Source organism: Thermohalobaculum sp., from assembly GCF_058622915.1.
Window position 1 is genome coordinate 1 of record NZ_JBZSYN010000199.1, and the last position, 18,066, is coordinate 18,066.

General features: G+C 70.1%; 20 protein-coding genes. 12 read left to right on the forward strand and 8 right to left on the reverse strand.

From position 1 onward, the window contains the following. The coding region (locus AC32QD_RS15665) for a hypothetical protein (RefSeq protein ID WP_492011441.1) at nucleotides 1-231 on the forward strand (231 nt) is incomplete at its 5' end. A gap of 45 nt (nucleotides 232-276) precedes the next feature. Here the strand turns inward: AC32QD_RS15665 and AC32QD_RS15670 are convergent. Then, on the reverse strand, nucleotides 277-1,137 hold the full coding sequence (locus AC32QD_RS15670; RefSeq protein ID WP_492011442.1) for a TIGR01459 family HAD-type hydrolase: 861 nt from the start codon (nucleotides 1,135-1,137) through the stop codon (nucleotides 277-279). A gap of 217 nt (nucleotides 1,138-1,354) precedes the next feature. On the opposite strand from AC32QD_RS15670, the gene AC32QD_RS15675 reads away from it, so the two are divergent. Next, nucleotides 1,355-2,185, forward strand: coding sequence for a class I SAM-dependent methyltransferase (locus tag AC32QD_RS15675; protein ID WP_492011443.1), 831 nt, complete (start codon nucleotides 1,355-1,357; stop codon nucleotides 2,183-2,185). 125 nt (nucleotides 2,186-2,310) lie between these two features. On the opposite strand, the gene AC32QD_RS15680 is transcribed toward AC32QD_RS15675, so the two are convergent. The 3 genes from AC32QD_RS15680 to AC32QD_RS15690 all read right to left on the reverse strand — a co-directional run bounded on the left by AC32QD_RS15680 (nucleotide 2,311) and on the right by AC32QD_RS15690 (nucleotide 3,185). Then, nucleotides 2,311-2,559 carry a YMGG-like glycine zipper-containing protein gene (locus tag AC32QD_RS15680; protein WP_492011444.1) on the reverse strand — a complete coding sequence of 83 codons (249 nt, stop codon included), beginning with the start codon at nucleotides 2,557-2,559 and terminating at the stop codon, nucleotides 2,311-2,313. A gap of 54 nt (nucleotides 2,560-2,613) precedes the next feature. Continuing rightward, entirely contained in the window at nucleotides 2,614-2,913 is a 300-nt protein-coding gene (locus AC32QD_RS15685) for a hypothetical protein (protein ID WP_492011445.1), read from the reverse strand. Between the two features lie 92 nt (nucleotides 2,914-3,005). Then, nucleotides 3,006-3,185, reverse strand: coding sequence for a DUF1328 domain-containing protein (locus AC32QD_RS15690; protein ID WP_492011446.1), 180 nt, complete (start codon nucleotides 3,183-3,185; stop codon nucleotides 3,006-3,008). A gap of 469 nt (nucleotides 3,186-3,654) precedes the next feature. Here AC32QD_RS15690 and groES point away from each other — a divergent pair, with 469 nt between their 5' ends. The 7 genes from groES to AC32QD_RS15725 all read left to right on the forward strand — a co-directional run bounded on the left by groES (nucleotide 3,655) and on the right by AC32QD_RS15725 (nucleotide 11,053). Further along, nucleotides 3,655-3,969: a co-chaperone GroES gene (groES, locus tag AC32QD_RS15695; RefSeq protein ID WP_492011447.1), complete on the forward strand. Its 315-nt coding sequence runs from the start codon at nucleotides 3,655-3,657 to the stop codon at nucleotides 3,967-3,969. Nucleotides 3,970-4,016: 47 nt separating this feature from the next. Beyond that, nucleotides 4,017-5,663, forward strand: a complete 1,647-nt coding sequence (gene groL, locus AC32QD_RS15700) for a chaperonin GroEL (RefSeq protein WP_492011448.1) — start codon at nucleotides 4,017-4,019, stop codon at nucleotides 5,661-5,663. Between the two features lie 272 nt (nucleotides 5,664-5,935). After that, the gene (locus AC32QD_RS15705) at nucleotides 5,936-6,859 is read left to right on the forward strand and encodes a glutaminase (RefSeq protein WP_492011449.1); all 924 of its coding nucleotides are present in this window, start codon (nucleotides 5,936-5,938) and stop codon (nucleotides 6,857-6,859) included. A 75-nt stretch (nucleotides 6,860-6,934) separates the two neighbouring features. Continuing rightward, a complete protein-coding gene (locus tag AC32QD_RS15710) occupies nucleotides 6,935-8,329 on the forward strand; it encodes an aminotransferase (RefSeq protein ID WP_492011450.1) in 1,395 nt (464 codons plus the stop codon). 98 nt (nucleotides 8,330-8,427) lie between these two features. Then, entirely contained in the window at nucleotides 8,428-9,333 is a 906-nt protein-coding gene (locus tag AC32QD_RS15715; RefSeq protein WP_492011459.1) for a DMT family transporter, read from the forward strand. Nucleotides 9,334-9,647: 314 nt separating this feature from the next. Beyond that, entirely contained in the window at nucleotides 9,648-9,992 is a 345-nt protein-coding gene (locus tag AC32QD_RS15720; RefSeq protein ID WP_492011451.1) for a DUF952 domain-containing protein, read from the forward strand. Next, nucleotides 9,989-11,053, forward strand: coding sequence for a quinone-dependent dihydroorotate dehydrogenase (locus tag AC32QD_RS15725; RefSeq protein ID WP_492011452.1), 1,065 nt, complete (start codon nucleotides 9,989-9,991; stop codon nucleotides 11,051-11,053). Before AC32QD_RS15720 ends, AC32QD_RS15725 begins: the two co-directional genes overlap by 4 nt. Nucleotides 11,054-11,242: 189 nt before the next feature. Here AC32QD_RS15725 and AC32QD_RS15730 read toward each other — a convergent pair whose 3' ends face one another. Further along, nucleotides 11,243-12,592: an MATE family efflux transporter gene (locus AC32QD_RS15730; RefSeq protein ID WP_492011453.1), complete on the reverse strand. Its 1,350-nt coding sequence runs from the start codon at nucleotides 12,590-12,592 to the stop codon at nucleotides 11,243-11,245. 157 nt (nucleotides 12,593-12,749) lie between these two features. Here AC32QD_RS15730 and gpmI point away from each other — a divergent pair, with 157 nt between their 5' ends. From gpmI to AC32QD_RS15745, 3 genes are all read left to right on the forward strand, one after another. Next, a complete protein-coding gene (gene gpmI, locus AC32QD_RS15735; RefSeq protein WP_492011454.1) occupies nucleotides 12,750-14,285 on the forward strand; it encodes a 2,3-bisphosphoglycerate-independent phosphoglycerate mutase in 1,536 nt (511 codons plus the stop codon). 165 nt (nucleotides 14,286-14,450) lie between these two features. Further along, nucleotides 14,451-15,782 carry a S41 family peptidase gene (locus AC32QD_RS15740; protein ID WP_492011460.1) on the forward strand — a complete coding sequence of 444 codons (1,332 nt, stop codon included), beginning with the start codon at nucleotides 14,451-14,453 and terminating at the stop codon, nucleotides 15,780-15,782. An 81-nt stretch (nucleotides 15,783-15,863) separates the two neighbouring features. Continuing rightward, nucleotides 15,864-16,388, forward strand: coding sequence for an RNA pyrophosphohydrolase (locus AC32QD_RS15745; protein ID WP_492011455.1), 525 nt, complete (start codon nucleotides 15,864-15,866; stop codon nucleotides 16,386-16,388). Between the two features lie 106 nt (nucleotides 16,389-16,494). Here the strand turns inward: AC32QD_RS15745 and atpC are convergent, their stop codons facing one another. From atpC to atpD, 3 genes are all read right to left on the reverse strand, one after another. Further along, nucleotides 16,495-16,893 (reverse strand): ATP synthase F1 subunit epsilon, encoded by a 399-nt coding sequence (atpC, locus tag AC32QD_RS15750; protein ID WP_492011456.1) that lies wholly within the window; start codon nucleotides 16,891-16,893, stop codon nucleotides 16,495-16,497. Nucleotide 16,894: 1 nt separating this feature from the next. After that, nucleotides 16,895-17,098 (reverse strand): hypothetical protein, encoded by a 204-nt coding sequence (locus AC32QD_RS15755; RefSeq protein WP_492011457.1) that lies wholly within the window; start codon nucleotides 17,096-17,098, stop codon nucleotides 16,895-16,897. Between the two features lie 2 nt (nucleotides 17,099-17,100). Beyond that, on the reverse strand, nucleotides 17,101-18,066 hold a 966-nt coding region (gene atpD, locus AC32QD_RS15760; RefSeq protein ID WP_492011458.1), incomplete at its 5' end, for a F0F1 ATP synthase subunit beta.

Below are 18,066 nucleotides of genomic sequence, written 5' to 3' on the forward strand. Positions count from 1 at the left end.
CTGGCGGCGCGAATCGGCGCGCTGTTCGCCTGCCTCGCGGTCGGAGGAATTTACCTGGTGGTGGCGCTCTTCGTCCTGCTGGTGGCGCGCGTCGCCGGTCCGCCGTCGCCCGAGCTGCCCGGTCCCCCGGACCGCGGCGGGCTGGAGCAGGACGCGGTGATCGACCTGATCGCCACCTTTCTCGCCGGCGTGCGCGCCGGGCGCGAGGGGTTCGGTCGCAAGCGCAAGTAACCGGCTTTTGCGCCCAAGGCCCTGCAAGGGCTGCCGAGCGGCGGCCTAGCGCAGCCGGCCGATGGCGAATGGCGGCGCGACGCGGTGCGCGGCGAGGTAGGCGTCGAGCCGCGCCCGGTCGGGATGCTCGGGGTCGGTGCCGAGCTCCTCGGCGGCCAGCCCGCCGGTGACGAACAGGACGTCGAGCCCGAAGGCCAGCCCCCCCGCCACATCCGTGTGCACGCCGTCGCCCAAGGCGAGGATGGCGCGACGCGGAATCTCGCGGCCCGCCGTCTCGGCCAGGAGCGCCAGAGACTGCTCATAGATCGGCGCGTGCGGCTTGCCGAACCAGATCACGCGGCCGCCGGCGCGCTCATAGGCCGCGGCGATCGCCCCCGCGCAATAGAGCCGCTGCGCGCCCCGGGCGACCACCAGGTCGGGATTGGCGCACAGCAGCGGCAGATCGCGCGCGAGCCAGGCGGCCAACTCGTCGCGATAGTCCGCCGGGGTCTCGGTATGGTCGTCGCGCAGCCCGGTGCACAGGATCGCCTCGGCGTCCTCGAGCGGGGCATGCGCCAGGCCGACATCGCTCAGCATGTGCAAGTCGCGCTCGGGCCCGACATAGTGGAACTGCCGGCCGTGCGCGCCCGAGGCCACGGCGCGCTGGCAGGCCGAGCCCGAGGACATGATGCCGTCATAGGAATCCTCAGGCGCGCCCATGCGCTCGAGCATGCGCTCGACGCTGGCAGCCGGGCGCGGCGCGTTGGTCAGCAGGATCACGCGGCCGCCCCCGCGCCGGTAGGCCCTGAGCGCGGCGATGGCCGCGGGAAAGGGGCGGATGCCGTCGTGGTAGCAGCCCCAGACGTCGCACAGCAGCGCCTGGTAGGCCTCGCCGATCTCGCAGAGCGCATGGATGATTCGGGTCATTTGGCTCGCTTGCAACTCCCTTGCGCCCCCTCGCGGCAGGCGCGTCGGCGCAGACGGCCCGGATAGCGTGGCGGCGCCGGGCGGTCAACGCGATAGACGGCCCCGCCCGACGTCCGGCCCGCCCGGCGCTTGGGTCGACGTGCGCCTCATGCTAGCCTTGTCGCACAGGGCTGCAGGGCGGGGGCGAGTCCAGGGGCGAATCCAGGGAAAACGCGCCATGGTCATCCAGAGATCCGAGCAACCCGAAGCCTTCCGCGCCTTCGAGCACGAAGGCTGGGAGCTGAACAGCTCCGGCTACGCGCGCCGTTTTGGCCCCATCACGGAGCAGGCGGTGGCGCCGACGCTCGACGCGGCCGGCGTCGCGCCGGATCGGCGGCTGCTGGACCTGTGCAGCGGCCCCGGAATGCTGGCCGCGGCGGCGCGCCTGCGCGGAGCCGAGGTCGTGGGGCTCGACTTCTCCGAAGCCATGGTGGCGCTGGCGCGCAAGCGGGTGCCGGACGCCGAGTTCGTGCGCGGCGACGCCCAGCACTTGCCCTTCCCCGACGAGAGCTTCGACGCGGTGGTGTGCGGGTTCGGCATCATACATCTGCCCGATCCGGCTGCGGCGCTGGCCGAGATGCACCGGGTCCTGCGCCCACGCGGCCGGGCGGCGATCAGCGTCTGGGCACCGCCGGGGCCGGACAACGGCCTGGGGCTGATCTACGGCGCCATGCGCGCGCACGGGGACCTGAATGTCGCATTGCCGCACGGTCCCGACTTCTTCCAGTTCAGCGAGGCCCGGCGCATGGCGGAGGCGCTGAGTGCGGGCGGCTTTCGCAGGACGGGCACCCGCCTGGTGACGCAGCAGTGGCGGCTGGAGACGCCCGCCGACTTCATGCGGGGGTTCCTCGAGGGCACGGTGCGCGCACGCGCGCTCTACCTCGCGCAGTCGGCTGCCGTGCGCCGCGCCATCGAGAGCGCCGCGGTCGAGGCGCTCCAACGCTACGCGCTGGCAGGCGACGGCTATGCCGTGCCGATGCCGGCGCTGGTCGGCTGGGGCAGCCGCTGAGGCCGAGCGCCGGCGCACACAGGGAACGGGTCCGCCGACGCGAGGCCGACGGACCCGACCAGGCCGAGCGCGGCGACCCGTCCGGGGGGTGATGGTTCAGGTCGCCGCGCGGTGGCCAGGTGCGTTTACTGCCGCCAGATCGGCCGTCCGAGATAGACGTTGTTGGGGCTCGTCAGGGCACCCGCGGCAGCGCCGGCAGCCCCGCCGAGGATGGCCCCGCCCACGGCGCTCCCGCCGGTCAGGGCCGAGCCGGCGGCACCGGCCGCGGCGCCAATCGCGCCGCCGCTCACGGCGCGGTCGCCTTGCGTGACCCCGCAGCCGATCAGGGGCAGCGCGAGGGCGGCAAGAAGGATGTATGGAACTGTCTTTCGCATTTGGGACCTCCGTCTCCATTCACGACCGGGAAGGCATTGCGCGACGGGTTTCGGCTACTTGCCGGCTCGCTCGGCGCAATAGGCGACCATCTGGTGCACCTCGTTGTTGGCCTCCTTGTCGTTTGGATTCTTGGTAAGCGCTTCGTCCAGCGCCTTGAAATGGGCGGCGCTGACATGCTTGCTGTATTCGTTGTTCACACAGGTGCAGACGTTCTCGCAGTAATTCCGGCCGCGGCTCGCCGTGCACTTGGTGAGGCAGTTCTGGTACTGCTGGGCCAGGACGGGCTTGGGGATGCCCTGCGCCATCGCCAGGGTCGGCGCGGCCAGAATCATGCTGGCGATCAGGAGTTTCATTGCGCTTCCTCTCCGTTGCTCGGGTTGCTCGTCCCCCCAACTCGTGCGGCTGGCCGTGTGGCACGGCGCCGCGATCGTGGCTTTCAGCCGCGTCAGGGCGGCGGCGGGCGGCGTCCGGCCACCAGATGCGCGATCAGCGCCACGATGAACAGCACCAGGAAGATGTAGAAGAGCACCTGCGCGATGCTCGCTGCCGCCACGGCGATGCCGCCGAAGCCGAACAGCGCCGCGATGATCGCGATCACGAAGAAGACCAGCGCCCAGTAAAGCATATTCTCCCTTCCCATCGATCCGGTGGCGTGCCCAGACGGCGCGCCGCGTTCTCTCGGGGGCATAAACGCGCCGCCGGCGCGTGATGTTCCATACGGCCCCGGCTTTGCCCGCCCACAAGAACCTTGCCGCGAGCCTCACCGCGCGCGAGTCTTGCAGCGCACGGGTCTTGTAGCGCGGGGACCTTGCAGCGCGTCGTCCGGGCACATAGCTGGGAAGAAGCGCGGCGCGCGGGCCTGGCCTCCTGGCCCCGTGCGGGAGGCGCTTGCCGGGCGTGCCGGATGCCGCAAACAAGTGCCGCGCAATCGCGCGATTTCCCTCTTGACAGCGAAATGCGCTGTTCCTACTTCGGCAGCGACTGTTAGCACTCATCGGGGGCGAGTGCTAACGCCTCCGCCAGCGGAGGTCGGCCGGCCCCCAGAACAGGGTTTTTCGTCAGGTCTGGAAAACGCGAAGAAAGGGAGCGCTTCCATGAGCTTCAAGCCACTGCACGACCGCGTGCTCGTCCGCCGCATCGAGGAGGAGGAGAAGACCTCCGGCGGTCTGATCATCCCCGACACCGCCAAGGAGAAGCCGCAGACGGGCGAGGTCGTCGCCGTCGGCGAGGGTGCCCGCAAGGATTCGGGCGAGTTGATCCCCATGTCGGTCAAGGCCGGCGACACCATCCTCTTCGGCAAGTGGTCGGGCACCGAGGTCAAGCTCGACGGCACCGATTACCTGATCATGAAGGAGAGCGACATCCTCGGCATTCTCGAGGCGAAGAAGAAGGCCAAGAAGGCCGCGTGACCCTTCCGATCCGGCAACGATAGCAATCAGAACAGGAGCAGACAGCAATGGCTGCGAAGGATATCAAGTTCCACATGGACGCCCGCGACCGGCTGCTCAAGGGTGTCGACACCCTGGCCAACGCGGTCAAGGTGACGCTCGGCCCCAAGGGCCGCACGGTCGTGCTCGACAAGTCGTTCGGCGCGCCGCGCATCACCAAGGACGGCGTCACGGTGGCCAAGGAGATCGAGCTCTCCGACAAGTTCGAGAACATGGGCGCCCAGCTGGTGCGCGAGGTGGCGTCCAAGACCAATGACGAGGCCGGCGACGGCACCACCACCGCCACCGTGCTGGCCCAGGCGATCATCCGCGAGGGCATGAAGACGGTCGCCGCCGGCATGAACCCGATGGACGTCAAGCGCGGCGTCGAGAAGGCCGTCAAGAAGGTCGTCGAGAACATCCAGAAGATGTCGCGCCCGATCAACAACTCCGACGAGGTCGCCCAGGTCGGCACCATCTCGGCCAATGGCGACAAGCACATCGGCCAGCAGATCGCCGACGCCATGCAGAAGGTCGGCAACGAGGGCGTGATCACCGTCGAGGAGAACAAGGGGCTGGAGACCGAGACCGAGGTGGTCGAGGGCATGCAGTTCGACCGCGGCTATCTCTCGCCCTACTTCATCACCAATGCCGACAAGATGGTGGCCGACCTCGAGGACGCCTACATCCTGCTGCACGAGAAGAAGCTGAGCTCGCTGCAGCCGATGGTGCCGCTCTTGGAGTCGGTGATCCAGACCGGCAAGCCGCTGTTGATCATCGCCGAGGACGTCGAGGGCGAGGCGCTCGCGACCCTGGTGGTGAACAAGCTGCGCGGCGGCCTCAAGATCGCCGCCGTCAAGGCCCCGGGCTTCGGCGACCGCCGCAAGGCCATGCTGCAGGATATCGCCATCCTGACCGGCGGCCAGGTGATCTCCGAGGAGCTCGGCATGAAGCTCGAGAACGTGACCCTCGACATGCTGGGCCGTGCCAAGAAGGTGAGCATCACCAAGGACGACACCACGATCGTCGACGGCTCGGGCGAGAAGAAGGAGATCCAGGCGCGCGTCGCCCAGATCCGCGCGCAGATCGAGGAGACCACCTCGGACTATGACCGCGAGAAGCTGCAGGAGCGGCTGGCCAAGCTCGCGGGCGGCGTGGCCGTCATTCGCGTCGGCGGCGCCACCGAGACCGAGGTGAAGGAGCGCAAGGACATGGTCGACGACGCGCTCAACGCCACCCGCGCCGCGGTGCAGGAGGGCGTGGTCGCCGGCGGCGGCAGTGCGCTCGCCCACGCGGTCAAGTCGCTCGACAAGCTCAAGGGCGACAACCCCGACCAGGATGCCGGCATCCAGATCGTGCGCCGCGCCATCCAGATGCCGCTGCGCCAGATCGCCGAGAACGCCGGCCTCGACGGCGCCGTGGTCGCCGGCAAGGTGATGGAGTCGAAGGAGAGCAACTTCGGCTTCGACGCCCAGGAGGAGCGCTATGGCGACCTCCTGAAGTGGGGCATCATCGACCCGGCGAAGGTGGTGCGCATCGCGCTCGAGGACGCCTCCTCGGTTGCGGGCCTGCTCATCACCACCGAGGCGATGGTCGCCGAGAAGCCCGAGCCGAAGGGCCAGGGCGCGGGCGCAGGCGCCGGCGGCGGCATGCCCGACATGGGCGGCATGATGTAACAGCGGCATCAGCCGCGAGCCTTCGGGCCGCCCCTCCCCGGGGCGGCCCTTTTTATTTGTCGCCCGCCCGCCGGGCCGCTGTGCACAATGCACAAACGCCTAACATATTGATATAAATAGATTATAAAAATCCCTCCCGGCGACGGCGCGCCGCCGCTCGCACTCGTTGCGTCACGCCCCGACTTGACCGGGGCATCCGGGCTCCGCACCTTGGGCGGCAGCCCGGCATCGCCGGCCGCGCACGGATCGAGGGACAGGCCGAGGCAAGGCCCATGCAGAAGCTGCCCGAGGAGACCGACCTCGATGCGCTGCTCGAGCGCATTGCCGCGCGCGCCCGGCCGCGCGCCGCCGAGGGCAAGGTGGCCGACTACATCCCCGCGCTCGCCCGGGTCGCGCCCGACAAGTTCGCCCTCGCCCTGGTCACGGCCGACGGCCGCGCTTATGCCACCGGCGACGCCGAGGAGCCGTTCTCGATCCAGTCGATCTCCAAGCTGTTCCTCCTGGCGCTGGCCATGGAGTGGATCGGCGAGCCGCTGTGGAGCCGCGTCAGCCGCGAGCCGTCGGGCATGCGCTTCAACTCGCTGATCCAGCTCGAGACCGAACGCGGCGTCCCGCGCAACCCCTTCATCAACGCCGGCGCCATCGTGGTGACCGACGCGCTGATCGAGCGGCGCTGGAACCTGGAGACCTCGTTTCGCAACCAGATGCGGCTGATGGCCGGCAACCCCGAGCTGCACTACGACGACGAGGTGTTCCGCTCCGAGCGCGAGCACGGCAACCTGAACCGGGCCATCGCCTTCGTGCTCAAGGCCTACGACAACCTCTCGGGCGACCCGATGGCCGTGGCCAATGCGTATTTCCGCGCCTGCTCCATAGCCATGTCGGCGCTCGACCTCGCCCGCGCGGCGCTGTTCCTCGTCGCGCCGCAGCAAATCGAGGCGGCGGTGGCGTCGGGCCGCAACGCCCGCCACCTGAGGGCACTGATGAGCACCTGCGGGCTCTACGACCAGTCCGGCGAGTTCGCCTGGCGCGTCGGCCTGCCCGGCAAGAGCGGGGTGGGCGGCGGCATCCTGGCGGTGAAGCCGGGCGCGTTCGCCGCCTGCGCCTGGTCGCCGCCGCTCGACCGCTACGGCAACTCGGTCGCCGCCCAGGCGGCGCTCGAGGAGCTGGCCCGCGCCCTCGCAAGCCCGGCTTGATCCGGCCCGACTGGCGCGCGCCCCCGACTCGCGCTATCGCTTGGGGCGAAGCCTTCCCGGACCACGGAGGAGAAGATGCCCGAGGACGCCCCGCGGCTGACCAACGCCCAGACCCGCGACATCGAGGCGCTGCTGCACCCCTACACCAACGTCGCCCAGCACCGCCGCGTCGGCCCCCACCTGATCGAGCGCGGCGAGGGGATCTATGTCTACGACGCCGAGGGGCGCAGGCTGATCGAGGGGCTGGCCGGGCTGTGGTGCGCCGGCCTGGGTTTTGGCGACCGCGAGCTGGTCGAGGCGGCCAAGGAGCAGATGGACCGGCTGCCCTACTACCACCTGTTCGCCGGCCGCAGCTACGAGCCGGCGATCGAGCTGGCCGAGAAGATCAAGGAACTCTACCCGCTGCCCATGGCGCGGGTGATCTATTCGTGCTCGGGCTCGGAGGCGAACGACACCCAGGTCAAGCTCGCCTGGTACATGAACAACGCGCTCGGCCGCACGGAGAAGAAGAAGATCATCAGCCGCAAGCGCGCCTATCACGGGGTGACGCTGGTGGCCGCCTCGATGACCGGGCTGCCGCTCAACCACAACTCGTTCGACATCCCCTTCCCCTTCGTCAGGCACGCCGCGACGCCGCATTACTGGCGCGAGCACGCGCCGGGCGAGACGGAGGACGAGTTCACCGACCGGCTGGTGCGCGAGCTGGAGGAGCTGATCCTCGCCGAGGGCCCCGACACCATCGCCGCCATGATCGCCGAGACGGTGATGGGCGCGGGCGGGGTGATCGTGCCGCCAGCGGGCTACTTCGCCAAGGTCTCGGCACTCTTGAAGAAATACGACATCCTGCTGATCGACGACGAGGTGATCTGCGGCTTCGGCCGCACCGGCAACTGGTTCGGCGCCGAGACATTCGGGATGCAGGCGACCTCGGTCTCCATGGCCAAGCAGCTCACCTCGGCCTTTGTGCCGCTCTCGGCGGTGGCGATGAACGCCGAGATGGCCGAGGCGATCGAGGCCGAGGCCTCGCGGCTGCCGGGCCTGGGCCACGGCTTCACCTATGGCGGCCACCCGCTGGCCTGCGCCGTTGGCGTGAAGACGCTCGAGATCTACCAGCGCCGCGACATCCTCGGCCACGTGCGGAAGATGGCGCCGACGTTCCAGGACGGCCTGCGCCGCTTCGCCGGGCACCCGCTGGTGGGCGAGGCCCGCGGCGTCGGGCTGATGGGGGCGCTGGAGCTCTCTCCGGATCCCGCGAATCGCGGCACCTTCGAGCAATGGGGCAAGGTGGGCGGCCGCTTCGCCGCCGAGATGCTGGCGCGCGGCGTGATCGTGCGCAACATGGGCGACATCATCGGCTTCTGCCCGCCCATGGTGATCACGGCCGACCAGATCGAGGAGATGCTGGCCCCGGTCGGCCCGGCGCTCGACGCCACGCTGGACTGGGCGCGCAAGGAGGGGCACCTCGGGTGAGCGCGACAGCCGCGGAGACGGCAGAAGGGGCGACCGGGGGGGCGGCACAAGCGGCGGCAGGAGCGGCCGCGGGCGCGCTCGACAACCCGTCGCGCGGCATCGGCCTCAAGATCGCCTCGGTCGCCGTCTTCATGACCATGTCCACCTGCATCAAGGTGGTCTCGCTGCATGTGCCGCCGGGCGAGGTGGTGTTCTTCCGCTCGGCCTTCGCGGTGCCGGTGATCCTGGGCTGGCTGATCTGGCGCGGCCAGCTCGCGCGCGGGCTCGTCACGCAGCATCCGCTGGGCCATCTGTGGCGCGGGCTGGTGGGGGCCTCGGCGATGGGGCTCTCCTTCACCGCGCTGGGCTTGCTGCCGCTGCCCGAGGTCACGGCGATCGGCTATGCCTCGCCGCTCATGGTCACCGTCTTCGCCGCCATGTTTCTGGGCGAGCGCATCCGCGCCTACCGGCTCAGCGCGGTGGCGCTGGGGCTGGTGGGCGTGGTGATCGTGCTCTATCCGCGGCTTTCGGCGGTCTCGCTCGAGGGCGCCACCAGCGCCAAGAGCGTGGGCGCGATGGCGATGCTGATGGCCGCCGTGTTCATGGCGCTGGCCACCGTCTTCGTGCGCAAGCTGGTGCAGACCGAGACCACCGCCGCGATCGTGTTCTACTTCTCGCTGACCTGCACGGTGCTCTCGCTTCTCACCGTGCCCCTGGGCTGGGTGGCGCCGACTTTCTGGGAGGCGGTGCTGCTGGTCGCCGCGGGGCTCCTGGGCGGCTTCGCGCAGATCCTGCTGACCACGAGCTACCGCTACGCGGAGACGGCAGTGATCGCGCCCTTCGAATACACCTCGATCCTGCTGGCCCTGGCGATCGGCTACTCGCTGTTCGGCGAGGTGCCGACCCGGCCGATGCTGATCGGCGCGGCGCTGGTGATGACCGCGGGGCTGATCATCATCTGGCGCGAGCGCCAGCTCGGGCTCGAGCGCGGCCGCGCCCGCAGGGTGATGACGCCGCAGGGGTGAGGCCGACCAGAAAACGGTCCAGTGGACCGTTTTCCGGCCGAACGCACGCGCCTTAGGCGCGGGCCGGACCGAGCGGGAACAGAAACCGCTCCAGTGGACCGTTTTCCGGCCGAACGCACGCGCCTTAGGCGCAGGCCGGACCGAGGCGGATTGGCAAACGCCCGACCGGTGTGCGACCCGATCCGCGAGTCCCGCTGCCCCGGACCTGATCCGGGGCCTCCTGACACCTCGTCGCAGCCCGGCGGGAGAAACCGGAACGGCCCCCGGACAGCCCCGCTTGACCTCGCGCCCCCCCTGCCGCAGTGATGGCGCCCATGCGCGTCTACAAGATCCTGACCGAGGCCGAGGTATCAGCGCTGCGCCGCGACACCGTGTTCGCCGGCTCCGCCGACGACCTCAGGGACGGATTCGTCCACCTCTCGGCCGGGCACCAGGTTTCCGGCACGGCCGAGCGGCATTTCGCCGGGCAGCAGGGCCTGTGGCTCGCGGCGCTCGAGGCCGAGCGGCTGGGCGACGACCTCAAATGGGAGGTCTCGCGCGGCGGGGCGCGCTTTCCCCATCTCTACCGGCCGATCCGGCTCGCGGACCTGGCCTGGGTGCGGCCGCTGCAATACGAGCCGGACGGGAGCGTCCGCTTCTCTCAGGAGGTCGGCCCGTGAGGCTGCTCGAGCGGGCGGGGCTGCGGGCGCTGCACTGCCTCGACCCCGAGACCGCGCACGCGCTGGCGCTGAAGGCGCTTGCGGCGGGGCTGGGACCGCGGGGCGGCCCGGTGACCTCGGCGCGGCTGGCCTGCGAGGTCGCCGGGCTCAGGCTGCCCAACCCGGTGGGCATCGCCGCCGGCTTCGACAAGAACGCCCGGGTCCTGCGCGCGGCGCTGGCGGCGGGGCCGGGCTTCGTCGAGGTCGGCGCGGTGACGCCCCGGGCCCAGCCGGGCAACCCGCGCCCGCGCCTGTTCCGCCTGCCCGAGGACGGCGCGGTGATCAACCGCTTCGGCTTCAACAACGACGGCATGGAGGCGGTGGGCCGGCGCCTGCGCGCCGCGCGGGCGGCGGGCCCCGGGGCCGGCCCGGTCGGCGTCAATCTCGGCGCCAACAAGGACTCGGCGGACCGGGCGGGCGACTTCGTCGCGGTGCTGCGCCATCTGTGGGATGCGGCGGACTTCTTCACCGTGAACGTCTCCTCGCCCAACACCGAGCGGCTGCGCGAGCTGCAGGGGCGCGCGGCGCTCGACGCCCTGCTCGGCCGGGTGATGGCGGCCGCGGGCGAGCTGGGCGGCGCCAGGCCCGTCTTCCTCAAGATCGCGCCGGACCTCTCCGATGCCGAGCTTGGCGATATCGCCGGGCTGGCCGTGGCGCACCGGCTCCGCGGCATCGTCGCGACCAACACCACGCTGGCGCGCGCGGGCCTGATGAGCCCGCACGCGGCCGAGGCCGGGGGCCTGAGCGGCCGGCCGCTGGCCGCGCGGGCGACGGAGGTGCTGCGCACGCTGCGGCGGCTCAGCGGGGGCGAGCTGGCGCTGATCGGCGTGGGCGGCATCGGTTCGGCCGAGGATGCCTATGCCCGCATCCGCGCCGGCGCCAGCGCGGTGCAGCTCTACACCGCCATGGTCTATGAGGGCATCAGCCTGCCCGGGCGCATCGCCCGCGGGCTCGACCGGCTCATGGCCCGCGACGGCTTCGCCCACGTCGCCGAGGCCGTGGGGGCCGACGCGCCGGTCTGAGGCTGGCCGCTTGTCCCGACCCCCAGCCGGGACCTCATCCTCGTTCGGCGCGGCGCTCAGGCCCCGGCGCGAGACCGGGACAGGGTCCTCCTCGCCAGGGGCGTTAACCATAAAATCCGCTCACAGCATGTTTTATTTGAAATCAATGGCTTAGCTATGTGTCCACGTGTGGACACGCCTGCGGGGCGCTCACGCCGGCCCGGCGCGGGCCTCGAGCGCGGGGTAGGCCAGGGCCAGTGTCAGCGCCCTCAGCAACATCCAGATCCACATCGCCGCCCACAGCCCGTGATTGCCCAGCGTCTGGGTCATCACCCAGCCCAGCGGGAAGAACAGCCCCGAGGCGACGATCATGGCATTGCGCATCGCCGGGCCGGCGGTGGCGCCGATGAAGACCCCGTCGAACTGGTAGGCCAGCACCGCCACCAGCGGCATGCAGGTGGCCCATAGCGCGTGCGCCTGGGCCGCCGCGCGCACCGCGGCGATATTGGTGAAGAGGTGGATCACCGGCTCGGCCAGGGCGGTGAAGACGGCCGAGATCAGCGCCGCCAGCACCAGCGCCGAGAGCGAGCTGACCAGCACGGCCCGGCGCAGCCGCGCCCGGCTGCGCGCGCCGAGCGACTGCCCGACCAGGGCCTCGGCGGCCATGGCGAAACCGTCGAGCCCGTTCGAGGCCAGGAACACGAACTGCAGCAGGATCCCGTTCGCCGCCAGGATCACGTCGCCCTGGATCGAGCCCAGCCGCGTCATCCAGGCGAAGCTGCCCGTCAGCAGCAGCGTGCGGATCATGATGTCGCGGTTGAGCGCCATGACCTGGGCCAGCTCCGGCCCGCGCAGGATGCGGCCCCACTCCAGCCGCCAGTCGTCGGGCATGACCTGCGCCGCGCGCGCCCGCATCCGCCACAGTCCGAAGCCGAGCCCGGTGAAGGCCGCGATCAGCGTGCCCAGTGCCACGCCGGCCACGCCCCAGCCCAGCACCAGCACGAAGAACAGGTTGAGCGCGATATTGGTGATCGAGGTCACCGCCTGCATCTCGAACAGCCGCCGCGTCTGCCCCTGGCCTGCGAACCAGCCCATCAGCGCGTAGTTCATCAGCTCGGCCGGGGCGCCCCAGATGCGGATGTCGATATAGGTCGCGGCCAGCGCCTTGGCCTCGGCGCTGCCCGCGAACAGCGAAAGCACGCCCGCGCGCAGCGGCAGCTTGAAGGCGATCAACGCGACGGAGACGGCCAGCGCGATCACGCCGGCGCGGATCAGCGTGTTCAGGACGCGCCGCCCGTCGCCGGCGCCGAGCGCCTGTGCCGTCAGCCCCGAGACCCCCATCTGCAGGAAGTTGAACACGACGAACATAAGCTGGATGACCGCCGCGCCCAGCGCCACCGCCGCGAGGTAGCTGGCCTCGCCGAGGTTTCCGATCACCGCCGTGTCGATCGCCCCCTGCAGCGGGATCATGGCGTTCGAGAGCACCACCGGCAGCGCGATGGCGGCGACCCGGAGATAGGTGATCTCGCGGATGTCCTCTACTCTTTGAGCGTCGGTCATTGGCGGGCCGGCGGGAAGCTGCTTGGGACCGCGGACGCTAATGCGGCCGCGCGGCGATTTCCAGCGCCCCGGCTGCCTGCGTCAGCGCGCCCATTGCGCGCCCCGGCGCCAGCGGCTAAAGCTGCGGACCTCACCCCGCCGCCATGACCCGAGGCCGATGCCACAGACCGCGCACCGCACCGTCGTCCTGATGATCCTCGATGGCTGGGGGCTCTCGGAGAGCGCGGAGGGCAACGCGCCGCGCCTGGCCGAAACCCCGAACTTCGACCGCATCTGGGCCGAGTGGCCGCACGCCACGCTCTCGGCCAGCGGCGAGGACGTGGGCGTGCCTGCGGGCCAGATCGGCAACTCCGAGGTCGGGCACACCAATATCGGCGCGGGCCGCGTGGTGCTGATGGACCTGGTCAAGATCGACCGCGCCATCGAGGCGGGCGAGTTCGAGGCCAACTCAGCGCTCGACGCCTTCGCGACCAGGCTGCGTGAGTCGGGTGGCACCGCGCATGTCATGGGGCTCGCCAGCCCCGGCGGCGTGCACTCGCACCAGCGCCACATGGCCGCCGCCGCGAAGATCCTGGCCGGGCGCGGCCTCGCCGTGAAGCTGCATCTCTTCCTCGACGGGCGCGACGTGGGTCCGAAGTCGGCCCGCGAGCAGGTCGCCGCGCTGCTCGACGATGTGGGCGAGGCGGCCACGCCGGCGACCGTGATCGGCCGCTTCTACGCCATGGACCGCGATCGCCGCTGGGACCGGGTCGAGGCATCCTTCCGCGCCATCGCCGCGGCCGAGGGAGAGAAGGCCGACACGCCCGATGCCGCCATCGCGGCCGCCTATGCCCGCGACGAGACCGACGAATTCGTCAGCCCCACGGTGATCGGCGATTATGCCGGCATGGCAGACGGCGACGGGGTCTTCTGCATCAACTTCCGCGCCGACCGGGTGCGCGAGACCCTGGGCGCCCTGCTCGATCCCGGGTTCGACGCCTTCGACGTCTCGGCGCGGCCCCGCTTCGCGGCGGCGCTGGGCATGGCGCAGTACTCGGAGCGGCTCGGCGAGCTGATGGAGGTGATGTTCCCGGCCGAGGAGATCCGCAACACTCTGGGCCGCTGGGTCTCGCAGCACGGCAAGCGCCAGTACCGGCTGGCCGAGACCGAGAAGTACCCCCACGTCACCTATTTCCTGAACGGAGGGATCGAGACGCCCGACCCCGGCGAGGACCGCTACATGGCCCAGAGCCCGAAGGTCAGGACATACGACCTGCAGCCGGAGATGGCGGCGGGCGAGGTGACCGAGCGGCTGGTCGCCGCCATCCGCGACGGATACGAGCTGATCGTGGTGAACTATGCCAACCCGGACATGGTTGGCCATACCGGCTCGCTCGATGCGGCCGTGGCCGCCTGCGAGGCAGTGGACCGCGGCCTCGGCGCGGCGCTGGAGGCGTTGCGCGAGAGAGGCGGCGCGATGATCGTCACAGCGGACCACGGCAACTGCGAGACCATGATCGACCCGGAAACGGGCGGCCCGCACACGGCGCACACCACCAACCCCGTGCCGGTGGTCCTGGTCGAGGAGGGCGCGGCAGCGCGCGAGCGCCGTGTCGCGGACGGCCGGCTGGCCGACCTGGCGCCGACGCTGCTGGCGCTGATGGGCCTGCCGCGCCCGCCCGAGATGACCGGGCGTGTGCTGTTCGAGACATGAGAGGCACACGGTGCGCAAGATGCGGCCCACTCCCTTTGCGTCGGGCGACGATCGGGGGTAGTCAGAGGCTTCGGAACGCGCTCTATGTTGAGGCGGCGGCCGCCGCAGCGGCCGATGGAATCGACCCGGCCTGAAAACCGGACAAGCACGCGAGGCAAGCGGATGATGCGCAAGACGATGGTGGCCCTCCTGGCAGGCGTGGCGCTGGGCGCGACGCTGCCGCAGGTCGTGACCTCGACGGCGGCACAACAGACAAAGCAGGAGGACTCGGCGCGCACGACCTACAAATATCTCGACCTCTTCGGCAACGTCTTCGAGCGCGTGCGCGCGGCCTATGTCGACCCGGTCAACGAGAAGAAGCTGATCGAGGCGGCGATCAACGGCATGCTTGCCTCGCTCGACCCGCACTCGGTCTACCTGCCGCCGAACTCGTATAAGGACATGCGCGAGCAGACCAAGGGCGAGTTCGGCGGCCTCGGAATCGAGGTCACCATGGAGAACGGCTTCGTCAAGGTCGTGGCGCCGATCGACGGCACGCCGGCAGCCAAGGCCGGGCTGAAGCCGGGCGACTTCATCACCCACATCGACGGCGAGTCGGTGCTGGGCATGACGCTGTCGGAGGCGGTGGACAAGATGCGCGGGCCGGTCGGCTCGGAGATCACCGTCACCGTCAGCCGCAAGGGGGCGGAGAAACCCTTCGACGTCAAGCTGGTGCGCGACGTGATCGAGATCCGCGCCGTGCGCGGCCGTGTCGAGGGTGATGTCGGCATCCTGCGCATCACCTCGTTCAGCGAAAAGACCGAGGACAACCTCAAGGAGGAGATCGCCAAGATCAAAAAGCAGATCGGTCCCGACAACGTGCGCGGTTACGTGATCGACCTGCGCAACAATCCGGGCGGGCTGCTGAACGAAGCGATCGCGGTGGCGGACTCCTTCCTCAACAAGGGCGAGATCGTCTCGACGCGCGGGCGCAACCTCAGCGAGGCCGAGCGATTCAACGCCAAGCCCGGCGACCTCGCCGACGGCAAGCCAATCGTGGTGCTGATCAACGGCGGCTCGGCCTCGGCCTCCGAGATCGTGGCCGGCGCGCTGCAGGACCAGCGCCGGGCGATCCTGGTCGGCACCAAGAGCTTCGGCAAGGGCTCGGTGCAGACGGTGATGCGGCTTGGCAACATGGGCGCGCTGAAGCTGACCACGGCGCGTTACTACACGCCCTCGGGCCGCTCGATCCAGGCGCTGGGCATCGAGCCCGACATCGTGGTCGAGCAGCGCCAGCTCGCCGAGAACGCCACCCAGCCGCCCGTGGTCCCGCTTCCCTCCGAGGCCACCCTGCCCGGCAGCCTCAAGAACAACCTGAGCCCGGAGGAGAAGCGCGTGCTGAAGCAGGAGCACGCCCGCCACGAGGCGATCGTCAAGCTGCGCAAGCAGGACTTCCAGATGGCCTACGCGCTCGACCTGCTCACCGGGCTGGCGCTCTACGACCACACTGCCAAGTGAGGCGACCGCCCCGCCGCCGGTCCGGCTGGCGGCGGGGCAGCGGATCCTGCGAGCCACGCCGGAAAGGACGTCGCGCAGCGCATGGCCGAGAAGCCCGCACTTTCCGGCCCGGGCGGTTCCGCCCCCCGGGACCGCAACCCGCAGACCCTTCCCTATCGGCCCTGCGTGGGCCTGGTGATCCTGGATTCCAGGCGCCGCGTCTTCGCCGGACGCCGCGTCGACATCAGCCTTGACGGCTGGCAGATGCCGCAAGGCGGGATCGACCCGGGCGAAACCCCGCGCGAGGCCGCGCTCAGGGAGCTGCGCGAGGAGACCGGGATCTCGTCCGACAAGGCGGAAATCCTGCGCGAGAGCGGCGCGTGGCTCAGCTATGACCTGCCGCGCTACCTGGTGCCGAAGGTCTGGGGCGGGCGCTACCGCGGCCAGACCCAGCGCTGGTTCGCGCTCGCCTTCCACGGCACCGACGCGGATATCGACCTCGACGTGCACCAGCGGGAGTTCGAGCGCTGGAAATGGATGGACCGGGACACGCTTCTGGCGCGGATCGTGCCGTTCAAGCGCGACACCTATTTACGCGTCTTCGCGGAATTCGACGACCTGCTGTGACGCGCCTGGAATCGCCAGGGGCGCACCGTTCGGCGCGCCCCTGCTCTCCCTCGTTCCGGCTTTTTCCCGCCCGGAGTCCGGCCGGCGCCGCTTGTCAGTCGTGCCGCTAACCGTGCACCTGGCCGATCAGCGCCTTGTAGTCGTTGACCTTCTGCAGGGCCGCCTGCTTGCGCGCATCGGACGCCCGCTCGAGCGCCTCCTCGGCGCTCTTGAGGTTCTGCTCCATCAGCTCGCGGGTCGCCTCGTCCTTCTCGACCGCCTCGTCGGCAAGCACGGAGACGGTGTCCCGCGCGATCTCGACGAAACCGCCCGAGACGAAATAGATCTGCTCCGAGCTGCCATCGCGCACCGTGACATAGCCGGGCCTCAGGCTGGTGACGAAGGGGGCGTGGCTCACCATCGCGGTGAGGTCGCCCTCCATGCCGGGTATGGTGACCGCGTCCGCCTCGCGCGAGGCGAGCCTGCGCTCGGGACTGACCAGCTCGAAGTTCAGCTTGTCGGACATGTCATTCCTCACTGCCCGTCTTTCCCGCGACGGCCGCGTCGAACATGTGGATAGCGCGCTCGAACTTGTCCCGGCAGCCCGGATTGCAAAAGCCGATCACATGGCCGCGATAGCGGGTCAGGCTGTCGGCCGCCACCGGTCGACCGGACCAGGGACAGATCTGGTTGATGCAGTCGGCAAGGTCGAGCGCAGCGGCCGTCAGCATGGTCAGGCCGCCTCCGCCGCCATCCGCTCGGCCTTCTCCTGCGCCTCGTCGATGTCGCCGACCATGTAGAACGCGCCCTCGGGCAGGTGGTCGAACTCGCCGTTCGCCAGCCGCTTGAAGCCGTCCACGGTCTTGTCGACCGAGACGTACTTGCCCTCGGTCCCGGTGAAGACCTCGGCGACGAAGAAGGGCTGGCTGAGGAAGCGCTGGATCTTGCGCGCCCGCGCCACCGTCAGCTTGTCCTCCTCGGAGAGCTCGTCCATGCCCAGGATGGCGATGATGTCCTGCAGCGACTTGTAGCGCTGCAGGATGCCCTGCACCTGGCGCGCCACGTCGTAGTGCTCCTGGCCGATGATCGCGGGCTCGAGCACCCGCGAGGTGGAGTCGAGCGGGTCCACGGCCGGGTAGATGCCGAGCTCGGCGATCTGGCGCGAGAGCACGGTCGTCGCGTCGAGATGCGCAAACGAGGTCGCCGGCGCGGGGTCGGTCAGGTCGTCGGCCGGCACGTAGATCGCCTGGACGCTCGTGATCGAGCCGCGCTTGGTCGAGGTGATGCGCTCCTGCAGCACGCCCATGTCGGTGGCCAGCGTGGGCTGGTAGCCCACCGCCGAGGGGATGCGGCCGAGAAGCGCGGAGACCTCCGAGCCCGCCTGGGTGAAGCGGAAGATGTTGTCGATGAAGAACAGCACGTCGGTGCCGGTCTCGTCGCGGAACTGCTCGGCCAGCGTCAGGCCGGTGAGGCCGACCCGGGCCCGCGCGCCCGGGGGCTCGTTCATCTGGCCGTAGACCAGGGCCACCTTCGACTCGGAAATGTTGTCGAGGTTGATGACCTTGCTCTCGATCATCTCGTGGTAGAGGTCGTTGCCCTCACGGGTGCGCTCGCCCACCCCGGCGAACACCGAATAGCCGCCGTGGCCGCGGGCGATGTTGTTGATCAGCTCCATGATCAGCACGGTCTTGCCCACGCC